The sequence below is a fragment of the Aquimarina sp. BL5 genome, assembly GCF_003443675.1.
Lineage (GTDB): Bacteria > Bacteroidota > Bacteroidia > Flavobacteriales > Flavobacteriaceae > Aquimarina.
Window position 1 is genome coordinate 3579173 of the sequence record NZ_CP031963.1, and the last position, 26217, is coordinate 3605389.

The following is a 26217-nucleotide window of genomic DNA, read 5'->3' on the forward strand; positions in this document are numbered from 1 at the left end:
TATTCGGGACGTTTTTTATTTTTAATGGGTGGATAGTTTTTTAAAAGAGGTTGTATCAGAAGTACAAAAAAAAGATCATAATGTAAGTGAGCTTATTTTTATACTACCTAGTAAAAGAGCAGGGCTTTTTCTTAAAAAGGAATTGCTAGAAAAGTATGCTGGTCAAACTTTTTTTGCCCCCATCATTCTTAGTATAGAGGAATTTATCACCCAGCTGTCTGGATTACGTCAGATTGATGGCACACAAACCTTATTCGAGTTTTACGAAACCTATCTTACAACACATACTCATTTAGAAAAAGAAAACTTAGAGACATTCAGTAGTTGGGCACAGACACTGGTGTATGATTTTAATGAAATCGATCGTTATTGTATTGATAATGAAAGTTTTTTTTCATACCTCTCCGGAATACAAGACTTAAATCATTGGTATCTTCAAAAAGAAAAAACTGAACTTATACAGAAGTACATTAGTTTTTGGAATAATCTATCTGATTATTACATTAATTTTAAAACCAAACTTCTAGAAAAGAAGATCGGTTATCAGGGATTATTATATAGAAAGGCCTCAGAGAATATAGAAGATTATATTAAGAAGAATGATCAGAAACATATTTTGGTGGGCTTTAATGCGCTTAATAATGCAGAACAAGTCATTTTTCAGTCCTTGTTAGAAGCTAATACTGCTGAGGTATATTGGGATGTGGATACCTTCTTTTTAGAAAACAAGTATCACGAAGCTTCTTTATTTCTAAGAGATTATAAAACTCAATGGAATTACTATCAGGAAAAACCATTTAAATGGATTAGGGATAATTTTTCTTCTTCGAAAGATATTAAACTAATTGGAGTTCCTAAAAATGTTGGTCAGGCTAAGTTGGCAGGTCAAATACTTAGATCGATTCCGTCTGCTAGTATTGAAAAAACTGCATTGGTATTGGCTGATGAATCATTGTTATTACCTGTTCTAAACTCCCTACCCGAAACGATTAGTTCACTTAATATTACGATGGGATTACCTCTGAAAGATGTCCCGGTAGCTTCGTTTTTTGAGCTGTTGTTTAAACTCCATAAAGCTACACACTCTAAAGGACTATATCATAAATCTGTGTTGGAGATTCTAAATAGTCAACCTAGTTATTGGTTATTAGGCTCTTTGACAAATCAATTGATTACAAAAATCTCTAGAGAAAATCTTATTTTCATTTCTTTAGAAAAATTACAAAACGAAGCTAGTGATGCAAAAAGTGAAGTTTTGGACATATTATTCTCTCCTTGGAACAAAGCGTCAAAAGCTATAGAACAATGCAGGAAAATAGTTCAGTTGTTAAAAGAAAGCTTAGATAAAGAAAAAGATTCATTAGAATTGGAATATGTGTATCATTTTCATCTTGTTTTTAATAAATTGTTGGGTCTTAGTACAAACTATCAATACATTAAAACAATATCTTCTTTATATCATTTATATAAAGATATTATTAACTCAGAGACATTAGATTTTAGAGGAGAACCATTTAGTGGATTGCAATTGATGGGGATGTTAGAGTCTCGTTGTTTAGATTTTGAAACTGTAATAATTACTTCTGTGAATGAAGGAGTACTTCCGGCAGGGAAAAGCATGAACTCTTTTATACCTTATGATTTGAAGAGAGCGTATAATCTCCCAACTTATAAAGAAAAGGATGCGATATATACATATCATTTTTATCGTTTAATTCAGAGAGCCAAAAATGTATATCTAATATACAATACAGAAGATGAAGGAGTCGGAGGTGGAGAGAAAAGTAGATTTTTACATCAGTTGGAAATAGATAAAATACCGTCACATCAATTATCTAAATATATAGCATCTTCTGAAGTGCCTAAGCTAAAAAACACTCCATTGGTTGTTGAAAAGAATGACGCTATAATTCAAAAAATCAAAGAGTTAGCGTTGAATGGATTATCTCCTTCTGCATTAACATCTTATATTAGAAACCCTATTGATTTTTACTATAAGTATGTATTAGGAATTAGTGAAAGTGATCAGGTAGAGGAAACTATTGCTGCAAACACCTTAGGAACAGTGATCCATAATACATTAGAAAACCTATATAAACCTTTAGAAGACAAATTTGTATCTGTAGAGGACATTACAAATATGATTGCTCTAATTGATACCGAAATCAAATACCATTTCCGGAAAGAGTATTCTAAATTGGATATTACACAAGGCAAAAACTTACTTATTTTCGAGGTGGCGAAAAGGTATATTTATAATTTTTTAAAAAGGGAAGAGAAGATGCTGAAATCAGGATCGCAATTGAAAATTATTGCTATAGAAAGCAATCTGAAAACAGAATTAAGGATTCCTGAGCTTGATTTCCCCGTTTTTATTAAGGGAAAAGTAGACCGAATTGATGAATTAGACGGGCAATTACGAATCATTGATTATAAAACTGGCAAAGTTATTAAAAGTGATGTAGTCTTAATGGACTGGGATGTGATTACAGAAGATTATAAGTATAGCAAAGCCATACAGGTATTAGCATATGCGTATATGCAATATAATCAACAATCACTATCAGAACCTTTTCAGGCAGGAATTATTTCTTTTAAAAATCTTAAAGAAGGGTTTCTAAAATTTGGAACTAAAACATCTGTAAGAGGAAAAGTAGATTATGAAATAACTACTGAAGTATTTGATGAATATTTACTACAACTAAAAAAACTAATAACAGAAATTTCTACCTTAGAAATTCCTTTTACAGAAAAAGAAGTATAGTTATGATTATAGAGAAAAAGGATATAATTATAGAAGGAAAACATCAAAAACCAATTCTTATGGATGTTTTTTATGATGATCAGAAAAAAGAACAGCCTATAATTATATTTTGTCACGGATATAAGGGATTTAAAGATTGGGGAGCTTGGGATCTGGTAGCTAACACCTTTGCAGAGGCGGGATTTTTCTTCGTGAAGTTTAACTTTTCTCATAATGGAGGGACCATACAGCAGCCAATAGATTTTCCTGATTTAGAGGCTTTTGGTAATAACAACTATATAAAAGAACTAGATGATCTAACATCTGTTTTGGACTATATTATTGCTCCTAATTTCGAATACAAACAATTGGTAAATCAGGATAATGTTACGCTCATAGGGCATTCTCGAGCAGGTGGGATTACAACGATCAAAACCTCAGAAGACGCTAGAATTACAAAATTAATTACTTGGGCTGGTGTCTCGGATTATGAACAAAGATTCCCGAAAGGAACAGCGTTTCAAACCTGGAAAAATGAAGGAATATATTATATTGAGAATGGTAGAACCAAACAACAGATGCCACACTATTTTCAATTTTACACTTCATTTATTGAAAACAAAGAAAGACTTACTATTTCCGATGCAATGAAGAAAATAGAAGTTCCGCATTTAATAGTGCACGGTACGGCGGATACTACTGTTAGCTTAAAAGAAGCTGAAAATTTACATAGTTGGAGCCCCAAAAGTGAGTTGTTTTTGGTAAAAGGAGCAGATCATGTTTTTGGGGCAAAGCATCCCTGGAAACAAAAAGAAATGCCTAAAGATCTAGCAACAATTACTGAAAAATCCATAGCATTTGCAATACTTTAACACACTTTAGTTATTGAATTTAGAATGGTTTTGATTTTTTTTTGTTTATTTGCGATTGTGAAGACCAATAAAAGACATATGATAGCTTCTGTATTTCTGATAGTATTCAGTCTTATACAGGTATTGGATTTGCATGCCTTAAGTCATGACGCTAATGATTTAGATTGCAAAATATGTCAACTGGCTTCAGAAAATCTGGACGATGATTTTGTTTCTGTGGACGCTATAGAAATACCAAAAGAGATTATTGTTCCAGAAGATCGTATTAAGATCAATAATTCAGACACCTATTTTGATAGAGAAGCACACTATGCTTTTCTCAATAAAGCACCACCTGTAGCTTAAATCAATCAATCAGGTTTTTATACCGATTTTACTATTGCTTATCAGCAGTAGAGACCCTTTTTTATTTTTTAGAATGAAACGAAACACACTATGTATTGTGTTTCTTCTAGCAGTTAATTATTTATTCGCTCAAGATTGTAATAAAATACTCTCTGGTCGTGTAATTGATTTTCACGACGGAGTTTCCCTAGAAGGAGCAACAATTACTTTTAATAGTACAACAATTAAAACTGATAGTAACGGGATGTATAAAATCACAGGGCTCTGTGCCACTTCTTATGCCTTTACCATATCACATGAGGATTGCAATTCTCAAGTGGTTACTATTAATATAAATGAGGTTTCTGATAAAGATTTTTATTTAGAGCATCACTTGAGCGAATTACAAGAAGTAAAGGTTTCAGGCAAAAATAAGACTAAAACATCTTCGTCTCAGGAGGAAACTATAAATAAGAATATTATAGATAAATATAGTAGCGCTACACTGGGAGACGCTTTAAGAGAAATTCCTGGAGTTTCTTCTTTAAATACCGGATCTACGATTGTAAAACCGATTATTCAAGGTTTAAGCGGAAGTAGGGTACTAATTTTGAATAACAATGTAAGAATGCAAGATATGGAATGGGGAGAGGAGCATGCTCCTAATGTAGATATTAATACTGCAGGAAATGTCACTGTTGTAAAGGGAGCTTCTGCATTAAAATATGGAGGTGATGCCATAGGCGGAATTATTATCATGGAATCTAATCGCGTTCCTGCCAAAGATACTTTGTTTGGAAAAACTATAGTAACAGGAGCTACTAACGGCAGAGGAGGTACTATATCTTCAGAAATAGTTAAAGGATATCATAATGGATGGTTCGTAAAAGGACAAGGGACTTTAAAAAGGTTCGGAGATTTTGAAGCACCAGACTATGTGTTATCTAATACAGGTGTTTCTGAAAAAGGTGGATCTGTTGCATTTGGAATCAATAAATTTGAATATGGCTTAGATGCATTTTATTCTTTTTATGACGCTGAAATAGGAGTACTTGCGTCTTCACATATTGGAAATCCTGATGACTTATTTCAATCTATTAACAGTGGTCAACCTGATATCATTAGAGATTTCACTTATGATATTTTAAATCCAAGGCAAGAAGTTACTCACCATCTCGGAAAAGTAAAATATTACAGAAGGTTTGAAGAACTAGGTAAATGGACAACCCAATATGATTTTCAAAATAATCAGCGATTTGAGTTTGATACTAGAAGAACAGATGACCTAAGTAGGAGACCCAGCGTAGACTTGGAACTTACTACCCATACATTAACTTCAGATTTCAACTTTGATGCTAATAACAATTACAGTTTTAATGCTGGAGTAATGCTTAGATACCAAAATAACTTTGCTGATGCTTTAGAAACAGGAGTAAGACGATTAATCCCTGATTATGATAAATACGATTTCGGTGCTTTTATCACTGGTGAATTGGAGATTAACGAATCATTAATTTTAGAAGCAGGTATTAGATATGATTTTACGAGAGTTGATGCAAAAAAATTCTACTTGGAAAGCAGATGGGATGAACGGGGATATGAAGCAGATTTTTCAGATATTGTAATAGAAAGAGGTGTAATAGGCTCTCAATTATTAACCAATCCCATATTTGATTATCATAACATATCTTCTACTGTAGGGATACAATATTTGTTTAAAGAAGATTATCAGCTTAGAGCTAATTATACTTTGTCTCAACGCCCTCCTAATCCAGCTGAATTATTTAGTGATGGACTACATCATTCTGCTGCTAGGATAGAAATAGGTGATCTAAGGTTTAACAAAGAAACATCACATAAATTTTCAACATCGATACTAAAAAATAATGAAAAATGGGGATGGGAAATAGCTCCGTATGTTAACTTTATTAAGGATTATATTTTATTAGAACCTGTTGATGCTACACTTACCATTAGAGGTCCTTTTCCGGTTTGGGAATATCGACAAACTAACGCTCTGCTTCTAGGTTTTGACGCAAAGATGTACGTACATTGGTCTAAGAATTGGCAAACTGACCATAATTTTTCTTTAGTAAAAGGAAAAGAGACGGATGATGACATTCCATTAATTAATATGCCAGCACCTAATTTCACCAATAAAATTGTTTTTACAGAACAAGACTGGTTTAATTTACAAGTTTCTTTAGAAAGTCAATATACTTTTAGGCAAAATGAATTTCCTCCCAATATTTTCGTGTTTTCTCAAGATGCAGGAGAAGAAATTGAACTAAAGATTAATACACCTCCTGATGCTTATCACCTGTTAAGTTTTGATACTAACATGGGATTTAAATTGGGAGAGAAAAATGACCTAAAGGTGGGATTAACAATAAATAACTTATTAAATAAAAGATATAGAAATTACCTAAATCGCCAGAGAAATTTTGCAGATGATCTAGGTAGAAACTTTTTATTAAGATTAACTATTAATTATTAAATTTTAGAATGATGAACACACGTAAATTTTTATCAATGTTATCAGTTTTTGGACTCATATTATCATCTTGTTCAGATGACGACGATCCTGTTCCTGTTAGTGGAGAAGAAGTAATTACTACGATGACAGTAACATTAACAAATGGATCTGATACGGTAACGCTTAGATTTTTTGATGAAGATGGCGAGGATGGACCAACGAATCCTGTTGAGACTGTCTCAGGTAGCTTAAGTGCTGGTACAACCTATACAGGTACTATAGCTCTATTAAATGAAACAGAAAGCCCAGCTGAATTAGTAAATGAAGAGATTGAAGGAGAAGCAGATGAACATCAATTTTTTTACTTGACTGATGACCTAGGGATTACTACAGCGTATGCTGATCAAGAATGTGACTTTAATGATGATCCTTGCGAAGGAAGCAATGCTAATCCTGTAGGTTTAGCTTTTACCTTAACTACCACAGATGCTGTTGGAGATGGAGAATTAAGAGTTGTGCTAAGACATGAGCTTAACAAAGAGGCTCAGGGAGTTGCTGCTGGTGATATAACAAATGCAGGAGGAAGCCCAGATATCGACTGGACTTTTAATGTATCAGTAGAATAATATTATACAAGGTGGTCTCCTGAACCAACACAGGAGACTATCTATACATTTCGCTTTATAGCCTAAAAGTGAGATTACTTTTTTAAATTATTTTTTAAATCATTTAATATTAATTTAAAACCTTACTCTTATGACCTTATACAAAAAAACAACTTATCTGTTCGCAATTACCAGTTTCTTTCTGTGGTCGTGTCAGAAAAATGAAATTTCTGATGAATCTTCAGAAGCAGTACCAGAAGAAATATCTTTAGAGCAAGTCGAGCATACGCCCAAAGAAGAATTAAAACAAGCTTTTGCTCAAGGTCTCGCAAAATCTGTTCGAGAAAGTGAATCTCTTAGAGCTTTATTAAAAAATGAGGCATTGAAAATGTTCGATAATGACTATGATGTTTTATATCAACTCATTAAAGATAATGAACTTTCTGATGCGAAAACTGTAAAAACATTACTAGAGGATTACTTAGATAAAGAATTATTATTACAAATAGAAGAGCAATTACCGACGTTAACTATTTTTGTACCGAATCTTCCTGAAGGATCATTTTCTGCAGAAAACTGGGATGTAACTTCTCAAATCCCCGATGTTGCGTATAATGTAAAATCAACTAATGATGTACCGATCATTAAAAGTAACAAAGAAAATTTTGTACTTCCTGCGTATAAGATACCATTATTTCCTGTTATAGTGATAAAAGAAAGTGAACGTGTTATTTTGGATAACGAACCTGGTAAAAAAGGAATTTCCTCTAAAAATAATAGAAATAATAGTTTTAAATCAAAGGATGGTGTTGGTTTTCGATTTTTGGACGATTCGTTTAATCGTAATTTGAATATTCAGTATCCACTTAATAAAGATGAAGCATTTGCAAAATCTAATGTAGACCCTAAACATATTGCTGCGTATGATTTTTTTGAAACGCAGGTAGGTTGGCAAAGAGACCATTTATATTACGATTTAACTCCGATGAGTGATAGAGGTCCTTTTGTTTTTGATTTTAGAGAACATATTACTTCTTTTAGACTTAAAGGTGGAGGCGGATGGTCTAATGGTGTTATTGCCTATAATAAAATTGCTGATCAAACAGGTGATCCGAGAATTGGAATCCAATATGTGCAAGGATATCCTCAAACTACTGGAAGTTGGACTGATGGTGTTTTCGAATTTAAAGTAACCGCTTTGATCAATGCTAAAAATGGAATAGGATCAGAATTCGTGACCTATTTTCCTGCACCTGCTAGGGATCTTTTTAGAATTAGAAGTTCAACACCATCTGGTACTACACTACGTTTAAGAAATTTAAGGACAAAAAGATTCTATCCTAATCTTGCACTTATGAATTGGGATTTAGATCAATATGCATCTACGATCAAAATTGAAATTGAAGAGGTTGACAGAACAGAAACTATAACTACCACGGATACAAGGACTGTAAAATATGCAACTAATTTTGGTATTGATGTAGGGTTTGGTAAAAAGGTGAAAATTGGATTAGAATTTGGTGCATCGCTAGAAGAAACACGTACTGAAACAATTTCTAAAACATATACCTTAGAGAATGATAGACTTGGTGCAATCATTGCGAATTTTGCAGATGATTGTATAAGGAAAAGTGGATCTAATTATAGTGTAGGCACAAGATATACGACAGGGTGGTTTGAAATTGATTTAGCTCCCCTACGCGTGCAATAGAATAATAGAAATAAATTATAACAATTATAAGTTGGGTTTGTTTATAATATAAACAAACATTTTTTTCAAGATGAGACTCTTGAGAAGTAGTTAGCTCAGGAGTCTTTTATTTTAATTATCAAAAAAATAATAAACCACATTAATAAGCAAAATTGAAACAACCATAAATCATAGTATAATAATAAGTTGAGTTTGTGTATTTTATTATTAGTACAGATTTGTTTCAATTAGACCCTCAGGATATCATATCCCTGAGGGTTCTTTTTTATAGCATAAAATTTTGATCCTAAAATATAAAATTGGTACGAACTTTGCTCAATTGTTATCAAATAACTAACAAATTTTCAAGTTTTAAAGACAAATTTGTTGAGAATATAGTAACAAATTAGACAAAAAAGACACTAATATATAGTAAAGGTTGATTTTTAGTGAGTTAATCTCAAGGATTTTAATGAGATATTATGGCATTGTTAAATGTGTATTACCACTAAAAATTCATTTAAATATTTAAAGATTAGCTCTTATATTCGCGGCGTAAAAACCTAACCAAAAAACAGCAAAATTGAAACAATCATAATTATGTATAAGTTGAGTTTGTGTTAAATATTATAATTTAGTTTCAATTCAGACCCTCAGGAAGTAGTTAGCCTGAGGGTTGTTTTTTTTAAATAGATTACGAGACAATACATTTTAAGTTATTTGATAGACAGGAAGAAGTAGTGCTGCATCAAATTATTTTCTAAAAACAGATATTCATCATACATTTGTTTTATACTTCAGTGTATCAACAGTTGATTCTTACTACATGCGTATCCTTCTTTACATAATCCTTGTTTTTATACCATTTTCTTTAGTTGCACAAAATGAACTAGATACAATTACTACGATTAAGGAGGCTAGATTCAGTTTATCTGTGGATAGTATTCCCAAATATCAACAGTTGTCTGTTGAAGCTCATCAGAAAGGAGATTTTAAAGCTTTTAAAGAATACTGTGATGCTATTTTAGAGATAGCCAATAAACACGAATTAGATGATTTAAAGAATCAAGCCTTAGTGAATTTGGGGATTTATTATAGTAACGTTGATCAATTAGATAAAGCTATAGAAAAGTACTTAGAAGTTTCGGACAACCTAAGTAAACTTCCACAAAATAAGAGAGCAGAGCTCATAGTTTTAGCAAACCTGGGCAACTTGTATAATAAGATAGAAGAATATGATAAGGCGATTGCTACGATGAAAGAAGTAGTTGAACTTGCCTTAACAGTGGATCAATCTGAGCATTATCTGATGATGGCTTATAATGCCTTAGGAATTGCTGCTTCTATTAAAAAAGAATATTGTCAATCAGTAGAGTATAGCCTGAAAGCTAAGGATCTAGCGGTGAAATTAAATCGTAAAGGTGCGATTATAAGTATTCTTTTAAATTTAAGTGATAGTTTTTTAGCATTAGAAGAATACGATAAGGTAGTCTTTTACTGTAAAGAAATATTGGTAGCTATTACTGAAGAAGACTCCAAGAAACAAAAAGCTACGGCTCTAATACTTATAGGAGATGCATTGGTTCGTAATGACAAACCAACAGAAGCTTTTTCATATCTAATAGAAGCTAGAGATCTTGCTGTTTCTGGAAATTTTTTCAAAATCCGAAAGGATGCTCATAAATTACTAGCTAAAGTATATGAAGCTAAGGGAGATTTCAAAAAATCTTTGGAAGAACAGAAATATTATACGGAGGCCAATGGAGAATATCTGAATACACTTTCTAAAGCGCAAAAAAAACAACTAGAAATAGAATCAGAAGAAAAGACAGAATTATTAACGGAGCAAACACAAGAGCTTAAGTTTCTTGCGAGAGAAAAACAGGTATACCTAATTCTTGGATGTGTATTATTGATTTTATTAATAGGTTCTTTTATAATATATAAGAAAAGAAGGAAAAGACTTGTATCTGAATCTTTGAGACTAAAAGCGGACAAAGAGCTATTAACGAACGAAAAGGAAGCGTTACAAGTAAAGCTAAAAAGAATTGCTAAGAGCACTAAGAAAGAAAAAGATACTAATGTAACTTCTTACCAGAATTCTTCACTTACCCTAGACGATCGAAAGTTATATATGCAACAAATTCTGGATTATATGGATAATAAGAAGCCATATTTGAATCATGAGATTAAACAATCAGATATAGCAAATGATTTATCCATGAGCGTTCATCTTTTTTCTGAAGTACTGAACGTTTGTTTTCATAGAAACTTCAATAGTTTTATTAATTTATACAGAGTAAGTGAAGCAAAATCACTTATGAAAAACCCTAAATACAGACAGTATAAAATTTTATCTATTGGCTATGAGGCTGGTTTTTCGAGCAAAACTTCATTTAATAGGGTTTTTAAAAACCTAGTAGGCTCTACACCTTCAGAGTATCAAAAACAGCATATTGTTTTGGATTAAGCGCACAGTTTTTTACCAAGCCTACTTTTCCCATATACCCGTTGTAATAGCATTTACAGGTTTCAAATTATAAGATGGAACCATTTTCACAGGATTTCTTTTTAACATTGGAATGTCGTAATTAACAAGGTTCAATATGAATTCGATGAACACCATATTGTCGATAGATGGCCTTATTATATATCGGAAAGCTTGCTTTTGATGAGATTAAAAAAAGAAGAATTCACCAATGTTAAGAAGAAAAGAATCTATAGAGTTGTATAAAAGTTTCGAAAGCAAGTTTGTTTCTCCATTTAGTGAAACAAGGGAGCTGATAAAAGTACAGTTATATAAACAGATAGTATCTTCTAGAGTTTCAGTAAATATAAAAAAGAAACCCTTGGTAGTTTTTTATTTTGCATCTAATGGGGTAGATATTCAGAGAGAAGATTGGACTTATGAAATGAAGCAAAGTGCAAAGCAGTATGCGTTAGACTATCCAGTACCAGGTGCAGAAAAGAAATATTCTCGCTTTGGAAAAGTTATAAATACTATAACAGGTATCATAGTCTTATTGATTGGTATAACTATTTTTTATTATTTCAATCAAAAAGCAATTCAACTTAAGAATGATTTTGTCGAATTTACAAGTTTGCCCAAAATAGGAGATAAATACTACGGCTCTATTACTCAGCCTATATCTGATTCGGATATCCCCGAAAAAAGTTATGGTTGGATAAAAATAATATATGTGAATCCTGCTGATAGTATTATTAGCTATAGAACAAGCTTCGATTTAGGAGAAGCTACTTTTAATACGTTAGATACAGATTATACTAATTTCGAATTTATAATTTTTGAAGGTAAGTTTAAAGCTACAGCAGATCGTGAAATAAAGATTATATCATCGGATAAAAAAATGAAATTCGAATCTCAAGTGATTCGTGATAATACCAGAAATTATAAAATATCAGCTAATTAATCGTGGATCATTAGAGAAAAAATAAATATATAAAGTTTCTATTTTATATGTTTTTATTTGGCTTTATTTATTGTTATACAGTGAACTTAAAGTCTTTTTATGATTAGTTGAAGTTTTAATTATCTGTTCGATATCTTTTAGTATTAATCGTTTTGTTTTTGAAACTATATTAGGATAAGTTAGATAGTACTACCAACATAGAAAATATGGGGAACCAGTGCCAAATTATAATTTGAAACTTTTTTAAAACAATTCTATAGTACATTTATCATATACAGATAACTTGAGTTTTTTTATTTAAGATAACACTAAAAAAAAATAATGAAAATCGTTTTAACTTTTTTACTTATAACCTCTCTTATACTATTGGGGTTGTATATAGGTTTGCTACAATTTGGTGGTAATTCAGGAAGAGTTCTTGGGACTGAAGTAATCGCACTTCTAATACTTGGTGTATTTATGATTTTTGCGATATGTTCTGTGGCAGTAGGAGTAATTGTTTTTTTACCTAATAAATCAATTAAAGTCAAGGTTTTTACTACTATAATCCTAGCTATGATTGTGATTTTTTTAACTATAAAATTAACTGTTTTAAACCATTTCATTTTTGATTAATTTATGTCTAAAAACCATGAGAAGAATTTCTAAAAATACAATAGTAAAAAGTCACCAAGCCTTTGCTTTATTCCTGTTAATGTTATGTTTTCAAGCTTGTAATATGCATACCCCAGAAAATTATTTTGGTAGAACAACTTTAAACACTAATAGGTATCATAATTTAGGTGCTAGAGATTTTGCAGAGATGAAAGCTTCTAAAAAAGCAAACATGCTGTATGGTAGTTTTAGTGATGGAGAACTTAAAATTGCTGACAGTTACGAAACCCACATAAGAGGAATGAAAATGGCCTTTTTAGAGGAAGATATTAAAAAAATTAAAGAACTTAAAGTAACTACAGAAACAGAAGATTTGATAAAAACCTCTTTAGAAGTTTTCGAATTCGTGAAATCAATTTATGAAAATGATTATATTAAAATTGCTAAATTAATGGATAAAAGCGCTTCATCTGAAGATTTAGATGCCGCGATGAAGAAATTAGAGAGTTCTGTTAATCAATATCACGTAAAGCGAGAAGCACTTATGCAAATAGCAATACCTTATGCAAAAGAAAATGGAATCGATGTTAGATTTTAAGAAACATTATAGTGTATTAATTATCGTAATCTTGATAATAGCGTCTTGTACTTCGCAAAGTAAAAAAATACAAGTTATAGATGAAAAAGATCCTGTTTCGGCTACAAATCAAGATCAGGTATCTCCATACGAGGCGTATTTAGATAATTTTCGGTTTGAGAATGGGACGGACACTTTATTAGTACAGCGAGAAAGCAGAGTTTTTTATTGTGGCACAGCAGCCTTTGAATATTATGAAGAGCTAAAGAAGAGTGGACTAAAAGAATACTTCGAAAAGTATAATGACTTAGTTGAACACCCTACATTTTCTAAAAAAATAGAAGCAAACAGTAAAACAAAAATACTATGGGTGAATCGAGGTAATGAAGGTGAGCTTATGGAGTTAGAAAATGAAACTATTCATGCAAATAAGGAGTTGGAGAGAAGACTTTTTGAAGAAAAGGCTTTTGTTCAAATTACCGAACATCCTCTTGCTATGGATAAAGTAGAAATCTATACTACGGTTTTCTATCCCGTGTCAAATAAAACTGAAAGTTTAATACATAGTATTATTAAAAATCAAGGTGAGTGGAAAATGAAATTATTGAAAAGAGAAATTAGGTAAGATGATAAATAGAAGTATTTTAATATGGTTAGTCATGATTTTGATTTCTTGTAATAGTAATAACACCACGACAATTGAAAAACATATTAGCTCTTCTAATTCCGAGGTGTACGAATACGATTTGGGTTTTTTTGGTGATGAAGAAGGTTCTTGGATTGATACACAGGCAAAACATTTTGAAATAAGTGAAGTAAAACGAGATCATACTATAGGACAACATATATATACATACAAACCAAAAGAAGGATTTACAGGTGTCGATATTGTAGAGGTTAAAATGAATAAGGGCTCTAATGGAGCAGGTCGTGGAGTAGAAAGTATATTGAAAATTGTATTTAATATAAGCGATTAAAAAGTTATTAGAGAAGAGTCGATTAACATAAAGTATAATAATGTTCATCAATTAAGTAAGAAAACAATATTATTGTTGTTCTCCCTATTTTTATTCATAAACTGTAGCTATAATACTATGACCACCGAAATACAGAAATTAGATCGTAACTTAAGAGAAAAACGCTCTGAATATTACAATAAACTGCAAGAACCATTATCAGAAACGAAAATTGAGGATTTAGAAATTAAGTACAATATTAAATTACCAGAAGATTTAAAAGAACTTTATTTATGGAAAAATGGACAAGATTATACTTGTTATGAATCTTTTGTAAATAATTCGCAATTCGAGCCGTTGGAGCAAGTTTTGTCCGGAAATAAGGAATTAACGGAGATGATTGGTTATGATTTTGAAATTGAAAATTGGTGGAATAAAAATTGGTTGCCAATATTTGGTAATGGAGGCGGAAGCTACATTTGTTATGATATTGAAGGTATATTTACTAAGCAAAAAGGACAATTGATATCCTATTGGAACGAATATAATGATAGGAATGTAATTGCTCCTAATCTATCTGATTTCATTAAAAGTCTGAATGAATACTACGAAGAAACTCCAACATCAGAATTTGATGAATATTTTGATATTACTTCGAAAATCTCAAAATGGAAAAAAGAATTCATCGTCGATAAACGTATCATACATTGAATAGAATAACACTAATAAGTAAGAAGTAAAATGATAAAATCCCCCATTTCTAAATTATTAATCTTTATCTATATTGTTTTTGGATTTTGTAATTCATACGCTCAAGAAACAGAAAGAATTCTACCAACAGAAGGTCATTATATTATTGATAGCTTATCGCATGATATCCCAGAAAATGTAATGAAATCTGTTAATTGGAATGTTGCTATCGATTCGTTACCTCAACAATCTTATTATGTTTTAGAAACGGATACTGCCGTTTCTTATATCAATGCATATACTATCCGAGAAGTAAAAAAAGATCAAATTGATTTTAAGGCATTAAAGATTCTGAATAATTCGAAAAACACTTTGCATCTTATTGATGAAGATCAATTTATAATTCAATTAAAGATCAATCTGTCATTAACAGAATCTTCAGACAATCATATAAAAATGAGACTTAAAAGAGTGTCTGAGAGTGATGATAAATTGGTTGGTATTCAGACCAGAATAGAAGCGTTTAGAAAAAAGAAAAAAAAGGAGAACGATACATTTGCTCAAGATTTTCTATCTGAAGAGAAAAGATCTGTGGATGGATATGTAACTGCTATTCAAACGAGTGATTATGGAATGTCGATTCCTATAGAATATACTTCAAAATATCTTAAAGATTCAGGCGAAAAAACATCTTTATATGCATTAAAAAAAGATAGTATTCTCGGTGGGATTACCGTCGGTAATTACAAAAATAACGATTATGGTCATATGAATGTGGGTGTTATAACCTCTACTCTACCAATTACTGTAGCGGATTATATGGCGATAGCCCCAAATTATAGACAAGAAGTGTTTTTTCAGGATGATGATTTGGTATTATTCAGATTTTTTAATGAATATAGATTTATTGGTGTCAAAAAAATAAGTAATGGGACCTACGCTATAGCTGAAGCCGAAAGCCCTAACAAAAATATAGAAGAGCTTAAGGAGTTTTATAATATTTTTAATTCAGTAAATGTTATTTCAAAAGTAAAAACATTAGACTTAAAATCTCTTTTTACAGAAGAAGCGACATTTCTAAATACGGATAAGGAAAAAGAGATATTCGAAAGGATAGAAAAAGACGTAAATAATAGTTTAAAAGATAAAATGAGATCAGACCATTTTGTAGAGAAATGGCTTCCAAAAAGTTTTTATCTAGAGAAGTACAGTCAGTATTCTGGTACTTTATCGATATTGGATGTGTCAGTAAATAAAATTAAAAAAGAGACATTAAAGAAATATCCTGATGCGTCTATTGTTTTACAAACCAAAAATAGTATCGTACTACAGACAAAAAATAAAGTATACAAACCTTTTGTTTTTAGAGAGTATCAGGGATACACCTTGTTTTTTGAAATAAAAGAAAGTCCATTTTCAAAAAATATTCCTCTGAAGCTCGCTGTTAAGTTTTATCAGGTAATAGAGCGTTTAGAGTTAGAAACATATCCTTTCGAAAAAGCACTAAAGCCATATTTCAATAGATTTAGATCTGCATATTTAGACAGGATAGATTCTACATATATTTTTATTAGCGATAAAGGTTGGGATACCAAAGGAGTTCTTTCTACAACTGGAAAACTAATTTTACCAACAAAATATGAGAGTATCAGAAGTTATGAGCAAGGTTTCTTATTAACTATTGATAGCATTGTAAATAAAGAGTCTTCTGAAACAGAAAAAAAGAAAGAATATAACGGATGGGCAAATAGAAAAGGGGAAATTGTTTTACAGGCAAAGCACAAAAGTATATATGCAATTGAAGAAACTTCTTTTTTAAATGTTAGGGATTCTCTTTTGGGCTTATTTGATACGTATAAGAATCAATTTATTATTCCTGCTTCTTACGAAACAATTAGTTTTCATAAAGAAGCCCAACGTATAGAACTTAGAAAAAAAAATAAAGAATATTATTTAGCAGATTATACGGGGGCAATACTTCACGAAAAACCGTTTACAAATATTAGAGTGCTAGGCAAAGAAGCACCAATAACTTTTATGGCGACTAGAAATGGCAAAGATTTTTTTATTGATCGTAATGGAAAACCATTAGATAACAATCAATATAATATGTTATATCCTCATTATAAAGAAAAGGTAGTTTATTATCGAATCGGATCCTATGGCTCAGTTAACAATAAAAATGGATATTTAGATTATCAAGGAAATATAGTAGAAGAATTTTCAAGGATATGTAAAGATATTAGCAGAAAAATTGTAACTCGCCCAAACGAAGTTTTTATTACCGATATAAATGGAAATAGATTGCATAAAACTTCTTTTAAAAGTGTGTTTAGAATCCCAGAAAAACCACTATTCATTGTTACAGAAAACAAAAAAAAGTTTATTGTTGATGACTCTGGTCTACCTATTAATACAAAGAAATATGACGGTTTATTTCCTGTAGTCCCCGAAAAAAGAATCTTTTACAGAATAGGTAAAAAAGGGGCGACTGATGTAAAGGAGGGTTATTTAGACTTTGATGGAAAGGAAATTGAATAATTATAATCATCACTTTAAAATTTGTTTATGAGAAATATCTTACTATATACGGCAATATTATTTTTTAATGTATCTGGAATAGCACAGTTTACCTTTAAACCTATAGAAAAAGGAGTGCTTGATTCATTAATAGAAGATGCGATAAGAAATAATGAAATAGATCGTGCTCAAATGAAAAAGTTAGATGGAGAATATCAGGACATGATAGCAGCTCCTAAAAATGCAAATGCGGTTTTTGATTATGGTCGTATTCTTACAGCATTATTACAACCAGGATTGGCATCTGCAACAACAAAAGCTTTATCTGAAGGTGGAAGAAAAATTGTAGGAGAAGCTGAAGATGCATACAGAAACGCTATTAGTCATTGCGAATGTCATGGAAGAGCAAATATTATGTTAGGGCTGTTATATAATCAACAAGGAAAGTATTTCCTATCAGAACCTCATCTAGAAAAAGGACTAAAGTTAGATGAAGGAGGTGAAGATTGGATGGTTGCTGCTAATCAATATTTATTGGCAGGAGCTTATACGTATAATACCGAGAATGAAAAATATCTTAAAGTATATGATTTATTTAAGAAGTATGCTAAGTCGGTAACAAAAGAAGCCGCATACTATCAAAAAATGGCAGGTTTATATGTGGCATATTATGAAAAATAGTTATCATTTTTTTTTTAGAAGTATACTTTTGAAAAACAACACTGTTCGGTTTTTACTTATAATTTTTATAAGTAATATAGGTAGATCTCAAATCCAAGATTCTATTCTTTTCAATAAAAATGATGCTCGTGTTTTCAAGAATAAGCTCATTATCGATCAAACTGAAATCTACAATACAAAAACGGATTATGATCGATTTATGGAAAAAAATGAAATGCCAAATACCGATTGTACCGCTCATTTCGAATCCTATTACAATCCATTATCTCTTGTTGGAAATTTCTATAGTTATGAATATAAAGAAAATGCTGAATCTGCTTGTGGAACCCCAGGAGGTACTGTTAGTGTTAAAAGTATTTCCCTAAAAACCGGAAATGAAATAACAATTCTAAAATTGTTTGAGGAAAAAGATGTTGTCGATGCTTTTAAAAACGATTCTTGGGTATTAAAGAAGGTAAAAGAGTATCAAATAGATATAGAAAGTATACAGAGCTTAAAAGATATTACAGGGTTTTTACAAAATCCGTATGTTGGCATAAAATTTACAAAATCTGGCTTTTGCATACTTGATTTTAAAAAAGGAAAAGCTACGATTCGTTTTGTTGCTACAGAATATATGAGATTTAATCACAATCAACACCTTCAACTGGGAATGATATTGCCTGTAAAAGTAGAAGCTCTAAGTTTTTTTAAGGACAAAGAAAATTTCTTTTTAGGCAAGTATAAGAATTGGCTACAAAAGTAATTAATACCCTGTAACATATATAGTTCTTATCTCTATTGTCTAGAATAGTTTTTATTCGAAAAGAAAACACCCTTTACTTTTTTACGAAAATTTACGTATTAGTTTTCGTTTATATCCACAACTTATCGATTGTAATTAATATAGATTTTAGATTTTTATATCCAATAACTAAAGTGCTGAATGTATTATATAGGATTTGACATAGGAAGTTCATCTGTTAAAGCATCGTTGATCGATTCAGAGAGCGGTAAAAGTATTGCTTCAATACATGAACCAAAGGATGAGATGGATATTATTTCGGTAAACAGAGATTGGGCAGAGCAAAATCCAGATTTCTGGTGGGAGAATGTTTGTAATGCCAGTAAACGATTATTAAAGGAAAACACAGTTGCTTCAGAGTTAGTTCTGGGAATAGGCATATCGTATCAGATGCATGGACTTGTTTTGGTTGATACTGAAGGGAAGTTATTGCGAAATTCTATTATTTGGTGTGATAGTAGAGCAGTTGATATCGGAAATAAGGCTTTTAAAGAATTAGGAGAAGAAAAGTGTAAAGAAAATCTTCTCAATTCACCTGCAAATTTTACCGCATCAAAATTAAAGTGGGTACGAGATAATGAACCTGGTATTTATAAGAAAGCATATAAATTTATGTTACCAGGTGATTATATAGCTTATAAATTTACGGGTAATATTAATACAACTAAATCAGGATTATCCGAAGGAATACTATGGGATTATAAAAAACAGCAGCCTGCAAACTGGTTGTTAGAGTATTATGATATTGACCCAAGTCTAATACCCGATATAGTAGATACTTTTTCGAATCAGGGAGAGCTAAATAGTAAAGGAGCTCAAGAAAGTGGTTTACAAACAGGAACACCAATTTTTTATAGAGCAGGTGATCAACCCAATAATGCTTTGTCTCTTAATGTTTTTAACCCGGGAGAAGTCGCATTAACGGGCGGTACTTCAGGCGTTATTTATGCGGTAACAGATAAGGTATCAGGAAAAGAACCTGTTAAGTATAACAATTTTGCACATGTTAGTTATAGCGAGCAGAAGCCAATAATTGGTAAATTACTATGCATTAATGGAGCAGGTATTCAATATAGATGGTTAAAAGACAATCTTAGCCTAGAAACCAATTCATATCAGACGATGAATATGCTTGCTTCAGAAGTTCCAGTAGGATCTGATGATCTACAAATACTACCCTTTGGTAATGGAGCTGAGAGAATGTTTGAAAATAAAACAATTGGAACTCAAATTTGTAATATCAATTTAAATAAACATACTCGATCACACATATGCAGGGCAGCATTAGAAGGAATTGCATTTTCTTTTGTGTATGGAATGGAAATTTTAAGAAAAGATGGAGCTAATATAAAAGTACTAAGGGCTGGAAATGATAATTTATTTAGATCTGAAATTTTTTCTAACACAGTTTCTACATTAATAGATCAAGAAATAGAAATTTATAATACAACCGGTGCAATCGGAGCAGCAAGAGCTGCAGGATGGACTCACGGTGCATTTAATGATTTTGGTGAGATGATAATAAAAAATGATAAAGTAATGACCTATCATCCTTTACATAATAGTGATGATTATCAATCGGCTTACCAAAGATGGAAAAATGAATTAAATAGAATTTTAAAAAAATAAGTAATGGTATTACTAGGAGACAAAGAATATTTCAAAGGGATAAGTGAAATTAAATTTGAAGGAAAAGAATCTGACAATCCGTTGGCATTTAAGTATTATGATCCGGAAAGAATTGTAGCTGGAAAAACGTTAAGAGAGCATTTTAGATTTGCAATAGCGTATTGGCATACATTCTGTGGTCAAGGAGCTGATCCATTTGGATGGGGGACACAAAATTTTGCTTGGGATCAATCCTCAGATCCAATACAAGCAGCAAAAGATAAAGCGGATGCTGCATTCGAGTTTATTACTAAAATGGGATTTGATTATTTCTGCTTTCACGATTTTGATTTGATACAAGAAGGACCGACATTCTCTGAGTCAGAAAAAAGAGTTTCTATCATAACCGATTATTTGAAACAGAAAAAAAAGGAATCAGGTGTTAAATTATTATGGGGTACGGCAAATTGCTTTTCTAATCCTAGATATATGAATGGTGCTGCTACCAATCCCGATTTTAATGTATTAGCAAGAGCTGGTGGGCAAGTAAAATTAGCGCTAGATGCAACGATAGCATTAGAGGGCGAGAATTACGTGTTTTGGGGTGGTAGAGAAGGTTACATGTCCTTGCTTAATACCGATATGAAAAGAGAATTAGATCATCTAGCTCAATTTTTAACGATATCTAGAGATTATGCAAGAGCACAAGGGTTTAAAGGAACTTTTTTCATTGAGCCTAAACCAATGGAGCCTACTAAACATCAATATGATTTTGATACAGCCACTTCTATTGGGTTTCTTAAAGAACATGGATTAGATAAAGATTTTAAGATAAATATAGAGGTAAACCATGCGACGTTGGCACAGCATACTTTTCAGCATGAATTAGAGGTAGCGGCGAGCTCAGGAATGTTAGGAAGTATAGATGCTAATCGAGGAGATTATCAAAACGGATGGGATACAGATCAGTTTCCTAACAATATTTTAGAAGTAACAGAGGCCATGTTGGTGTTCTTAAAAGCAGGAGGACTTCAAGGAGGAGGAGTTAATTTTGATGCAAAAATTAGAAGGAATTCTACAGATTTAGAAGATGTGTTCTTGGCACATATTGGTGGAGCAGATACTTTTGCGCGAGGGTTGATTACGGCGGATAAAATAATCTCTTCGTCATCGTACGAAAAATTAAGAACAGATAGATATAGCTCTTTCGATACAGGAAAAGGGAAAGATTTTGAAAATGGAGCATTAAACCTCAAAGATCTGTACGAAATAGCATCGGATAACGGAGAGCTTGCTCTACAAAGCGGAAAACAGGAGTTATTTGAGAATATCATTAATCAATACATTTAATGAACTGCTTGAGTTTATAACATTTTATATAGAAAAAAGAATATGAAATTTTTTATTGATACTGCTAATTTGGATCAAATATCCGAAGCCCAGTCTTTAGGGATTCTAGATGGAGTTACTACGAATCCTTCACTAATGGCTAAAGAAGGTATTACAGGAAAGCAAAATATAATCGATCACTATAAAAAAATATGTAGCATAGTTGATGGAGATGTTTCTGCAGAAGTAATATCGACTGATTTTGAAGGAATGATAAGTGAAGGAGAATTGCTAGCCGCTTTACATCCCCAGATTGTGGTAAAGCTTCCTATGATAAAGGATGGTATAAAGGCATGTAAATATTTTGCGGATAAAGGTATAAGAACGAATGTTACTTTAGTGTTTTCTTCTGGACAAGCACTACTCGCTGCAAAAGCAGGAGCGACATATGTATCCCCTTTTCTTGGTAGATTAGATGATATTTCTACAGATGGACTTCATCTAATATCGGAAATAAGACACATCTATAATAATTACGGTTTCCAAACTGAAATTCTTGCAGCATCTATTAGACATACAATGCACGTAATTGATTGTGCTAAAATAGGAGCAGATGTAATGACCGGACCTTTATCATCTATAACAGGATTGTTAAATCACCCTCTAACGGATATAGGTTTAGCAAAATTCTTAGAGGATTATAAGAAAGGAAATTAATATAACGATGAGAGAATATAATATATCTATTCTTGAAATGTCTTAACAATATAGTTTGTAAGTATTCTAAACTTAAACCCAGATTTTCTAATGTATAATCTGGGTTTTTTTAGTTTAGGTATCAATGAATAATGAGGTATGAACAATAAAAAGATGGCAATGACTCAAAAGACATCAGGTAAAGAAAGAAATTTAGAACTTCTTTCTCCAATACTAAGAAATAATCAAGGAGCTAAATTAACCTTAACTAATTATGGTGCTTCAATCGTAAGCTTAGAGATTCCGAATAAAAGAGGAGAGTTAATTAATGTTGTAGTAGGATTGGATTCTGTTAAAGATTACCAGGAAGTTGCATACCATCCAAGTGCTAAGTTTTTGGGAGCCTCGATAGGAAGATATGCGGGTAGGATCAGTACTGGAGGCTTTACTATAAATAATAAAGAGTATAGACTGTATCAGGAAAATGGCGTTCATTTACATGGCGGACCAGAAGGCTTTGATAAAAAAGTTTGGGAAGTAGAATCAATAGATTATAGCACAAACACTGTTGTTTTTTCATATCTCAGCAGGCATTTAGAAGAAGGATACCCTGGGAATCTGGAGGCGAAGGCTATTTATCATTTATCAGATAATAATGTTCTAGACATTACCTATAAGGCTGTCACGGATCAAGATACTTTTGTGAATCTTACTAATCACGCATATTTTAATCTTAATGGTTCAAATAACATTTTAGATCATTCATTACTTTTAGATTGCTCTGAATATTTAGAAGTTGACTCGAAACAATTACCAACAGGAGAACTGATATCAGTCACTGGTACTAAGTTTGATTTTTTAGAGCCGAAAAACTTACAATCCTTAGCTAATTTTGGTCTAATAGATGACACCTTTATTTATAAAACTAAAAATGGAGAATCAGTGAATAAAATAAAGGCTAAACTTGTTTCCCCAGTGAGTGGTTTACAGATGAAAATAAAAACAAATCAATCTGCGGTAGTAATTTATACTCCAGAAAATTTACCTCATTGGAATTTTAAGAATCAAACAAAATATGATCGTTTTCCCGCTATTTGTTTTGAAAATCAGAATTATCCTGATGCACCCAATCATCATCATTTTCCATCTTCCTTACTAAAAGTAGGAGAAGAATATGAGAATAGGAGTGTATTCGAGTTTTCGATTATTTAAACTGCTTTATGCATTAGAACTTCGTCTTTGTAGTAGTCTCGAGCCATAATAGATTTTCTAATATAAAATGGGTTAAACAGGCAAAATTATAAGCTAGGTTGGTTCTCCTACTCTGTCGTTAGTGAAGACGTTTTGTGGATTCTCTTTCAATAAGGTTCGTTTTTATAACTTTAGTAGTATAAGAAGTTTCTATGTTTTCATTTTCTATTTTGTCAATAAGGATTTTTGTAGCAGCTTCCCCAAGATAGATACTGTGTTGGCTTATAGTAGTAATAGATGGCGTTACATGGCGAGGAAGAACGCCATTAGTAAACCCTATAATAGAAATGTCTTCAGGCACTTTATATCCTTTGGATAATACCATTTTTAGCGTGCTAATAGCAGAATCTTCTTCAAGACACAATATAGCATCCACTTTTTTAGAATCAAGTAATATTTTTAGCAAGGTATTGATATCATTGAATTCGTCAATTTTAAGTATTAAATCTTCATCAATTGGAATACCGGTTTCTGTAAGCGCTTTTTTATACCCGTTAAGTCTAAGTTCTCCAACACTAAGTTGATGTATGTTAGAAACTATTGCAACATTTCTACAACCTGTTTTAATAAAATAATTAACAGCATTAAAAGCTCCTTCTTCGTCATTTACAATAACCTTATCACATTCTATTTCATCAGTGACTCTGTCAATCATTATGATTGGGATTCCTTGATTTATTGCATTCCGAAAATGACTAAAGTCCTTTTTGATTTGTGTTTCTTCTGCAATAGATAATATGAATCCATCTAAATCTGAGTTTTTTAATAGCTCCATAGCAGCAACTTCTTTTTCTCGAGATTCGTTAGAAATACAAGTAATGATATTATATCCTTTTTCTGTTGCAATCTTTTCGATGCCTACAAAAACTTTTGTAAAAAAGTGATTAAGCATATTAGGTATAATAACTCCTATGGTTTTGGTGCTTTTATGCCTTTCGTTAGCAAAAGCGCTATTATTAGATTTATATTGAAGTTCTTTCGCGTACTCCTGAATCATAGATTTAGTGCTGTTGCTAATTTCATAACTATCATTCAGAGCTTTTGAAACTGTCGCAATAGAAACATTGAATTTTTTTGCAATATCCTTTAGTGTGATTCTCTTTTTTTTCATACTAGTTTTTAAAGATGTTTTTTGACTAAATAATGGCTAAGAGCAGTATATTTTGAGATATCAAAATTTTATAAAAGGTTTTAATAAGTTATACGTAAAAATCAGGTAAATATGCTTTTTTCGTAAAGTAATCTTAATAATTTAATTTATAAGGATGTGAAATTCTAATTGCAACAAAATTTGTAAAGATTGCTTCAAATATTTTAGAGCTACCTTTTTTTTTGGATGACTAGAAGCGAATAGAAATTTTATTTTTTTAGAGCGAATATTGAAAAGATGTCATTTTTAAAGATAAGTCGAACCAACCTCTCCATATGCGAATAGTTAATTTATTGTTATTCAGCATTTTATGTGCTTACGAAAAGTTTTCGTAGAATTAGATTTAAAATCAATAAAATTGTCAATTGTTTTTATATTGAGTTATAATTTTGAGCATTAACTAAATTTTTAACACAAATTCATTCGTATTCGTAATTGATTTGACTCCAAAGAGTATTGTTGATGATTGAATATGAATTTTTAAATTATTCTAACTTAAACGTATTTAATTATGAAAACATTTTTAAGCATTTCAGTACTCTGTTTGTTGTTATTTACTAATTGCTCTGATGATTTGAATTCTGATAATCTACCAGAAACAACAGAAATCGAACAAAAGTCGATAGACAATAACGGATACATTAGTGATAATCGAACCGACGGGTATAATAAGGGCTACTTTTGGACTATTTATAAAGAAGGAGGATGGGGTAGATTGAGGTTTCCTTACGCTAACCAATATAGCGGTAATTTTGAGATCGAATACGATAACAATCAAGATATTGTTGGAGGGAAAGGCTGGTCGACTGGTAATGGAAGAAGAATAAACTACAATATTGGATTGCTTCAAGGATCTTATAATTTTGTAGGTGTATATGGTTGGACACAAACTCCACTTATAGAATATTATGTAGTAGAAAAGGGAAGTATTACAGGTCAAAACCAAAACAGGAATTATACTGTAAATGGCAAGAATTATAAATTTAAGAAACAATTGAGATCCAATGCCCCTTCAATTTTAGGTACTAAAACATTTTATCAATATATAAGTGAGCACGGTAGTGTCTCTACTGGTTCTAATCAGCAGGTTCACATGCAAGCGCATATTAATCATTGGAATAAGTATGGTGGCCATAAACCAGAATGGGGAAATCTAAGAGATTTTGATTATCAGGTTTTTGGTATCGAATCCTATACAGGTAACTGGGGGAAAATTAATGCTAGTATTTGGTAGTTAGTA

The 26217-nt window shown here is 31.5% G+C and carries 22 protein-coding genes; 20 read left to right on the plus strand and 2 right to left on the minus strand.

All coding sequences use genetic code 11. The annotated features are described in order from the left end of the window. The first annotated feature begins 28 nt into the window (after positions 1-28). The 8 genes from D1818_RS14965 (at position 29) to D1818_RS15000 (ending at position 12141) form a co-directional block, all read left to right on the plus strand. Positions 29-2764 carry a PD-(D/E)XK nuclease family protein gene (locus tag D1818_RS14965; RefSeq protein ID WP_118459795.1) on the plus strand — a complete coding sequence of 912 codons (2736 nt, stop codon included), beginning with the start codon at positions 29-31 and terminating at the stop codon, positions 2762-2764. 2 nt (positions 2765-2766) lie between these two features. Further along, positions 2767-3615, plus strand: a complete 849-nt coding sequence (locus tag D1818_RS14970) for a S9 family peptidase (protein ID WP_118459796.1) — start codon at positions 2767-2769, stop codon at positions 3613-3615. A 78-nt stretch (positions 3616-3693) separates the two neighbouring features. Then, entirely contained in the window at positions 3694-3960 is a 267-nt protein-coding gene (locus D1818_RS14975) for a hypothetical protein (protein ID WP_120752368.1), read from the plus strand. A 73-nt stretch (positions 3961-4033) separates the two neighbouring features. Next, complete coding sequence (locus D1818_RS14980) at positions 4034-6436, plus strand: TonB-dependent receptor domain-containing protein (RefSeq protein ID WP_118459798.1); 2403 nt, start codon at positions 4034-4036, stop codon at positions 6434-6436. A gap of 11 nt (positions 6437-6447) precedes the next feature. Beyond that, positions 6448-7041, plus strand: a complete 594-nt coding sequence (locus D1818_RS14985) for a type 1 periplasmic binding fold superfamily protein (protein ID WP_118459799.1) — start codon at positions 6448-6450, stop codon at positions 7039-7041. A 130-nt stretch (positions 7042-7171) separates the two neighbouring features. Further along, positions 7172-8731, plus strand: coding sequence for a hypothetical protein (locus D1818_RS14990; RefSeq protein ID WP_118459800.1), 1560 nt, complete (start codon positions 7172-7174; stop codon positions 8729-8731). An 805-nt stretch (positions 8732-9536) separates the two neighbouring features. After that, positions 9537-11180, plus strand: a complete 1644-nt coding sequence (locus tag D1818_RS14995) for a helix-turn-helix domain-containing protein (protein WP_118459801.1) — start codon at positions 9537-9539, stop codon at positions 11178-11180. A 229-nt stretch (positions 11181-11409) separates the two neighbouring features. After that, positions 11410-12141 carry a hypothetical protein gene (locus D1818_RS15000; RefSeq protein ID WP_118459802.1) on the plus strand — a complete coding sequence of 244 codons (732 nt, stop codon included), beginning with the start codon at positions 11410-11412 and terminating at the stop codon, positions 12139-12141. A 308-nt stretch (positions 12142-12449) separates the two neighbouring features. On the opposite strand, the gene D1818_RS25380 is transcribed toward D1818_RS15000, so the two are convergent. Continuing rightward, positions 12450-12746 (minus strand): hypothetical protein, encoded by a 297-nt coding sequence (locus tag D1818_RS25380; protein WP_147406141.1) that lies wholly within the window; start codon positions 12744-12746, stop codon positions 12450-12452. Between the two features lie 26 nt (positions 12747-12772). On the opposite strand from D1818_RS25380, the gene D1818_RS15010 reads away from it, so the two are divergent. The 11 genes from D1818_RS15010 to D1818_RS15060 all read left to right on the plus strand — a co-directional run bounded on the left by D1818_RS15010 (position 12773) and on the right by D1818_RS15060 (position 23788). Continuing rightward, complete coding sequence (locus D1818_RS15010) at positions 12773-13333, plus strand: hypothetical protein (RefSeq protein WP_118459804.1); 561 nt, start codon at positions 12773-12775, stop codon at positions 13331-13333. Beyond that, a complete protein-coding gene (locus D1818_RS15015) occupies positions 13299-13937 on the plus strand; it encodes a hypothetical protein (protein ID WP_147406140.1) in 639 nt (212 codons plus the stop codon). The genes D1818_RS15010 and D1818_RS15015 overlap by 35 nt, the downstream gene beginning before the upstream one ends. Before the next feature lies 1 nt (position 13938). Then, positions 13939-14289, plus strand: coding sequence for a hypothetical protein (locus tag D1818_RS15020; RefSeq protein WP_118459806.1), 351 nt, complete (start codon positions 13939-13941; stop codon positions 14287-14289). A 117-nt stretch (positions 14290-14406) separates the two neighbouring features. Continuing rightward, on the plus strand, positions 14407-14979 hold the full coding sequence (locus D1818_RS15025) for an SMI1/KNR4 family protein (protein ID WP_118459807.1): 573 nt from the start codon (positions 14407-14409) through the stop codon (positions 14977-14979). A 30-nt stretch (positions 14980-15009) separates the two neighbouring features. Beyond that, a complete protein-coding gene (locus D1818_RS15030; protein WP_118459808.1) occupies positions 15010-17499 on the plus strand; it encodes a WG repeat-containing protein in 2490 nt (829 codons plus the stop codon). Between the two features lie 27 nt (positions 17500-17526). Then, complete coding sequence (locus D1818_RS15035) at positions 17527-18159, plus strand: hypothetical protein (RefSeq protein WP_118459809.1); 633 nt, start codon at positions 17527-17529, stop codon at positions 18157-18159. A 28-nt stretch (positions 18160-18187) separates the two neighbouring features. After that, positions 18188-18904, plus strand: coding sequence for a hypothetical protein (locus D1818_RS15040; protein ID WP_147406139.1), 717 nt, complete (start codon positions 18188-18190; stop codon positions 18902-18904). Positions 18905-19084: 180 nt separating this feature from the next. Further along, positions 19085-20572 (plus strand): xylulokinase, encoded by a 1488-nt coding sequence (locus tag D1818_RS15045; protein ID WP_118459811.1) that lies wholly within the window; start codon positions 19085-19087, stop codon positions 20570-20572. 3 nt (positions 20573-20575) lie between these two features. Continuing rightward, complete coding sequence (xylA, locus tag D1818_RS15050; protein WP_118459812.1) at positions 20576-21901, plus strand: xylose isomerase; 1326 nt, start codon at positions 20576-20578, stop codon at positions 21899-21901. 42 nt (positions 21902-21943) lie between these two features. Then, positions 21944-22597 carry a fructose-6-phosphate aldolase gene (gene fsa, locus D1818_RS15055; protein WP_118459813.1) on the plus strand — a complete coding sequence of 218 codons (654 nt, stop codon included), beginning with the start codon at positions 21944-21946 and terminating at the stop codon, positions 22595-22597. Between the two features lie 138 nt (positions 22598-22735). After that, positions 22736-23788 carry an aldose epimerase family protein gene (locus D1818_RS15060; protein ID WP_118459814.1) on the plus strand — a complete coding sequence of 351 codons (1053 nt, stop codon included), beginning with the start codon at positions 22736-22738 and terminating at the stop codon, positions 23786-23788. A gap of 118 nt (positions 23789-23906) precedes the next feature. On the opposite strand, the gene D1818_RS15065 is transcribed toward D1818_RS15060, so the two are convergent. Beyond that, positions 23907-24938, minus strand: coding sequence for a LacI family DNA-binding transcriptional regulator (locus D1818_RS15065; RefSeq protein ID WP_118459815.1), 1032 nt, complete (start codon positions 24936-24938; stop codon positions 23907-23909). 550 nt (positions 24939-25488) lie between these two features. Between D1818_RS15065 and D1818_RS15070 the strand changes: the two genes are divergently transcribed. Further along, complete coding sequence (locus D1818_RS15070; protein ID WP_118459816.1) at positions 25489-26211, plus strand: glycoside hydrolase family 11 protein; 723 nt, start codon at positions 25489-25491, stop codon at positions 26209-26211. Positions 26212-26217: the final 6 nt, after the last annotated feature.

What these genes read in the sequence shown, in the direction of transcription:
- D1818_RS14970 (WP_118459796.1), top strand. Translation starts at nt 2,767, where the DNA reads ATGATTATAGAGAAAAAGGATATAATTATAGAAGGAAAACATCAAAAA.
- D1818_RS14975 (WP_120752368.1), top strand. Translation starts at nt 3,694, where the DNA reads ATGATAGCTTCTGTATTTCTGATAGTATTCAGTCTTATACAGGTATTG.
- D1818_RS14980 (WP_118459798.1), top strand. Translation starts at nt 4,034, where the DNA reads ATGAAACGAAACACACTATGTATTGTGTTTCTTCTAGCAGTTAATTAT.
- D1818_RS14985 (WP_118459799.1), top strand. Translation starts at nt 6,448, where the DNA reads ATGAACACACGTAAATTTTTATCAATGTTATCAGTTTTTGGACTCATA.
- D1818_RS14990 (WP_118459800.1), top strand. Translation starts at nt 7,172, where the DNA reads ATGACCTTATACAAAAAAACAACTTATCTGTTCGCAATTACCAGTTTC.
- D1818_RS14995 (WP_118459801.1), top strand. Translation starts at nt 9,537, where the DNA reads ATGCGTATCCTTCTTTACATAATCCTTGTTTTTATACCATTTTCTTTA.
- D1818_RS15000 (WP_118459802.1), top strand. Translation starts at nt 11,410, where the DNA reads ATGTTAAGAAGAAAAGAATCTATAGAGTTGTATAAAAGTTTCGAAAGC.
- D1818_RS25380 (WP_147406141.1), bottom strand. Translation starts at nt 12,746, where the DNA reads ATGAAATGGTTTAAAACAGTTAATTTTATAGTTAAAAAAATCACAATC.
- D1818_RS15010 (WP_118459804.1), top strand. Translation starts at nt 12,773, where the DNA reads ATGAGAAGAATTTCTAAAAATACAATAGTAAAAAGTCACCAAGCCTTT.
- D1818_RS15015 (WP_147406140.1), top strand. Translation starts at nt 13,299, where the DNA reads ATGCAAAAGAAAATGGAATCGATGTTAGATTTTAAGAAACATTATAGT.
- D1818_RS15020 (WP_118459806.1), top strand. Translation starts at nt 13,939, where the DNA reads ATGATAAATAGAAGTATTTTAATATGGTTAGTCATGATTTTGATTTCT.
- D1818_RS15025 (WP_118459807.1), top strand. Translation starts at nt 14,407, where the DNA reads ATGACCACCGAAATACAGAAATTAGATCGTAACTTAAGAGAAAAACGC.
- D1818_RS15030 (WP_118459808.1), top strand. Translation starts at nt 15,010, where the DNA reads ATGATAAAATCCCCCATTTCTAAATTATTAATCTTTATCTATATTGTT.
- D1818_RS15035 (WP_118459809.1), top strand. Translation starts at nt 17,527, where the DNA reads ATGAGAAATATCTTACTATATACGGCAATATTATTTTTTAATGTATCT.
- D1818_RS15045 (WP_118459811.1), top strand. Translation starts at nt 19,085, where the DNA reads ATGTATTATATAGGATTTGACATAGGAAGTTCATCTGTTAAAGCATCG.
- xylA (WP_118459812.1), top strand. Translation starts at nt 20,576, where the DNA reads ATGGTATTACTAGGAGACAAAGAATATTTCAAAGGGATAAGTGAAATT.
- fsa (WP_118459813.1), top strand. Translation starts at nt 21,944, where the DNA reads ATGAAATTTTTTATTGATACTGCTAATTTGGATCAAATATCCGAAGCC.
- D1818_RS15060 (WP_118459814.1), top strand. Translation starts at nt 22,736, where the DNA reads ATGAACAATAAAAAGATGGCAATGACTCAAAAGACATCAGGTAAAGAA.
- D1818_RS15065 (WP_118459815.1), bottom strand. Translation starts at nt 24,938, where the DNA reads ATGAAAAAAAAGAGAATCACACTAAAGGATATTGCAAAAAAATTCAAT.
- D1818_RS15070 (WP_118459816.1), top strand. Translation starts at nt 25,489, where the DNA reads ATGAAAACATTTTTAAGCATTTCAGTACTCTGTTTGTTGTTATTTACT.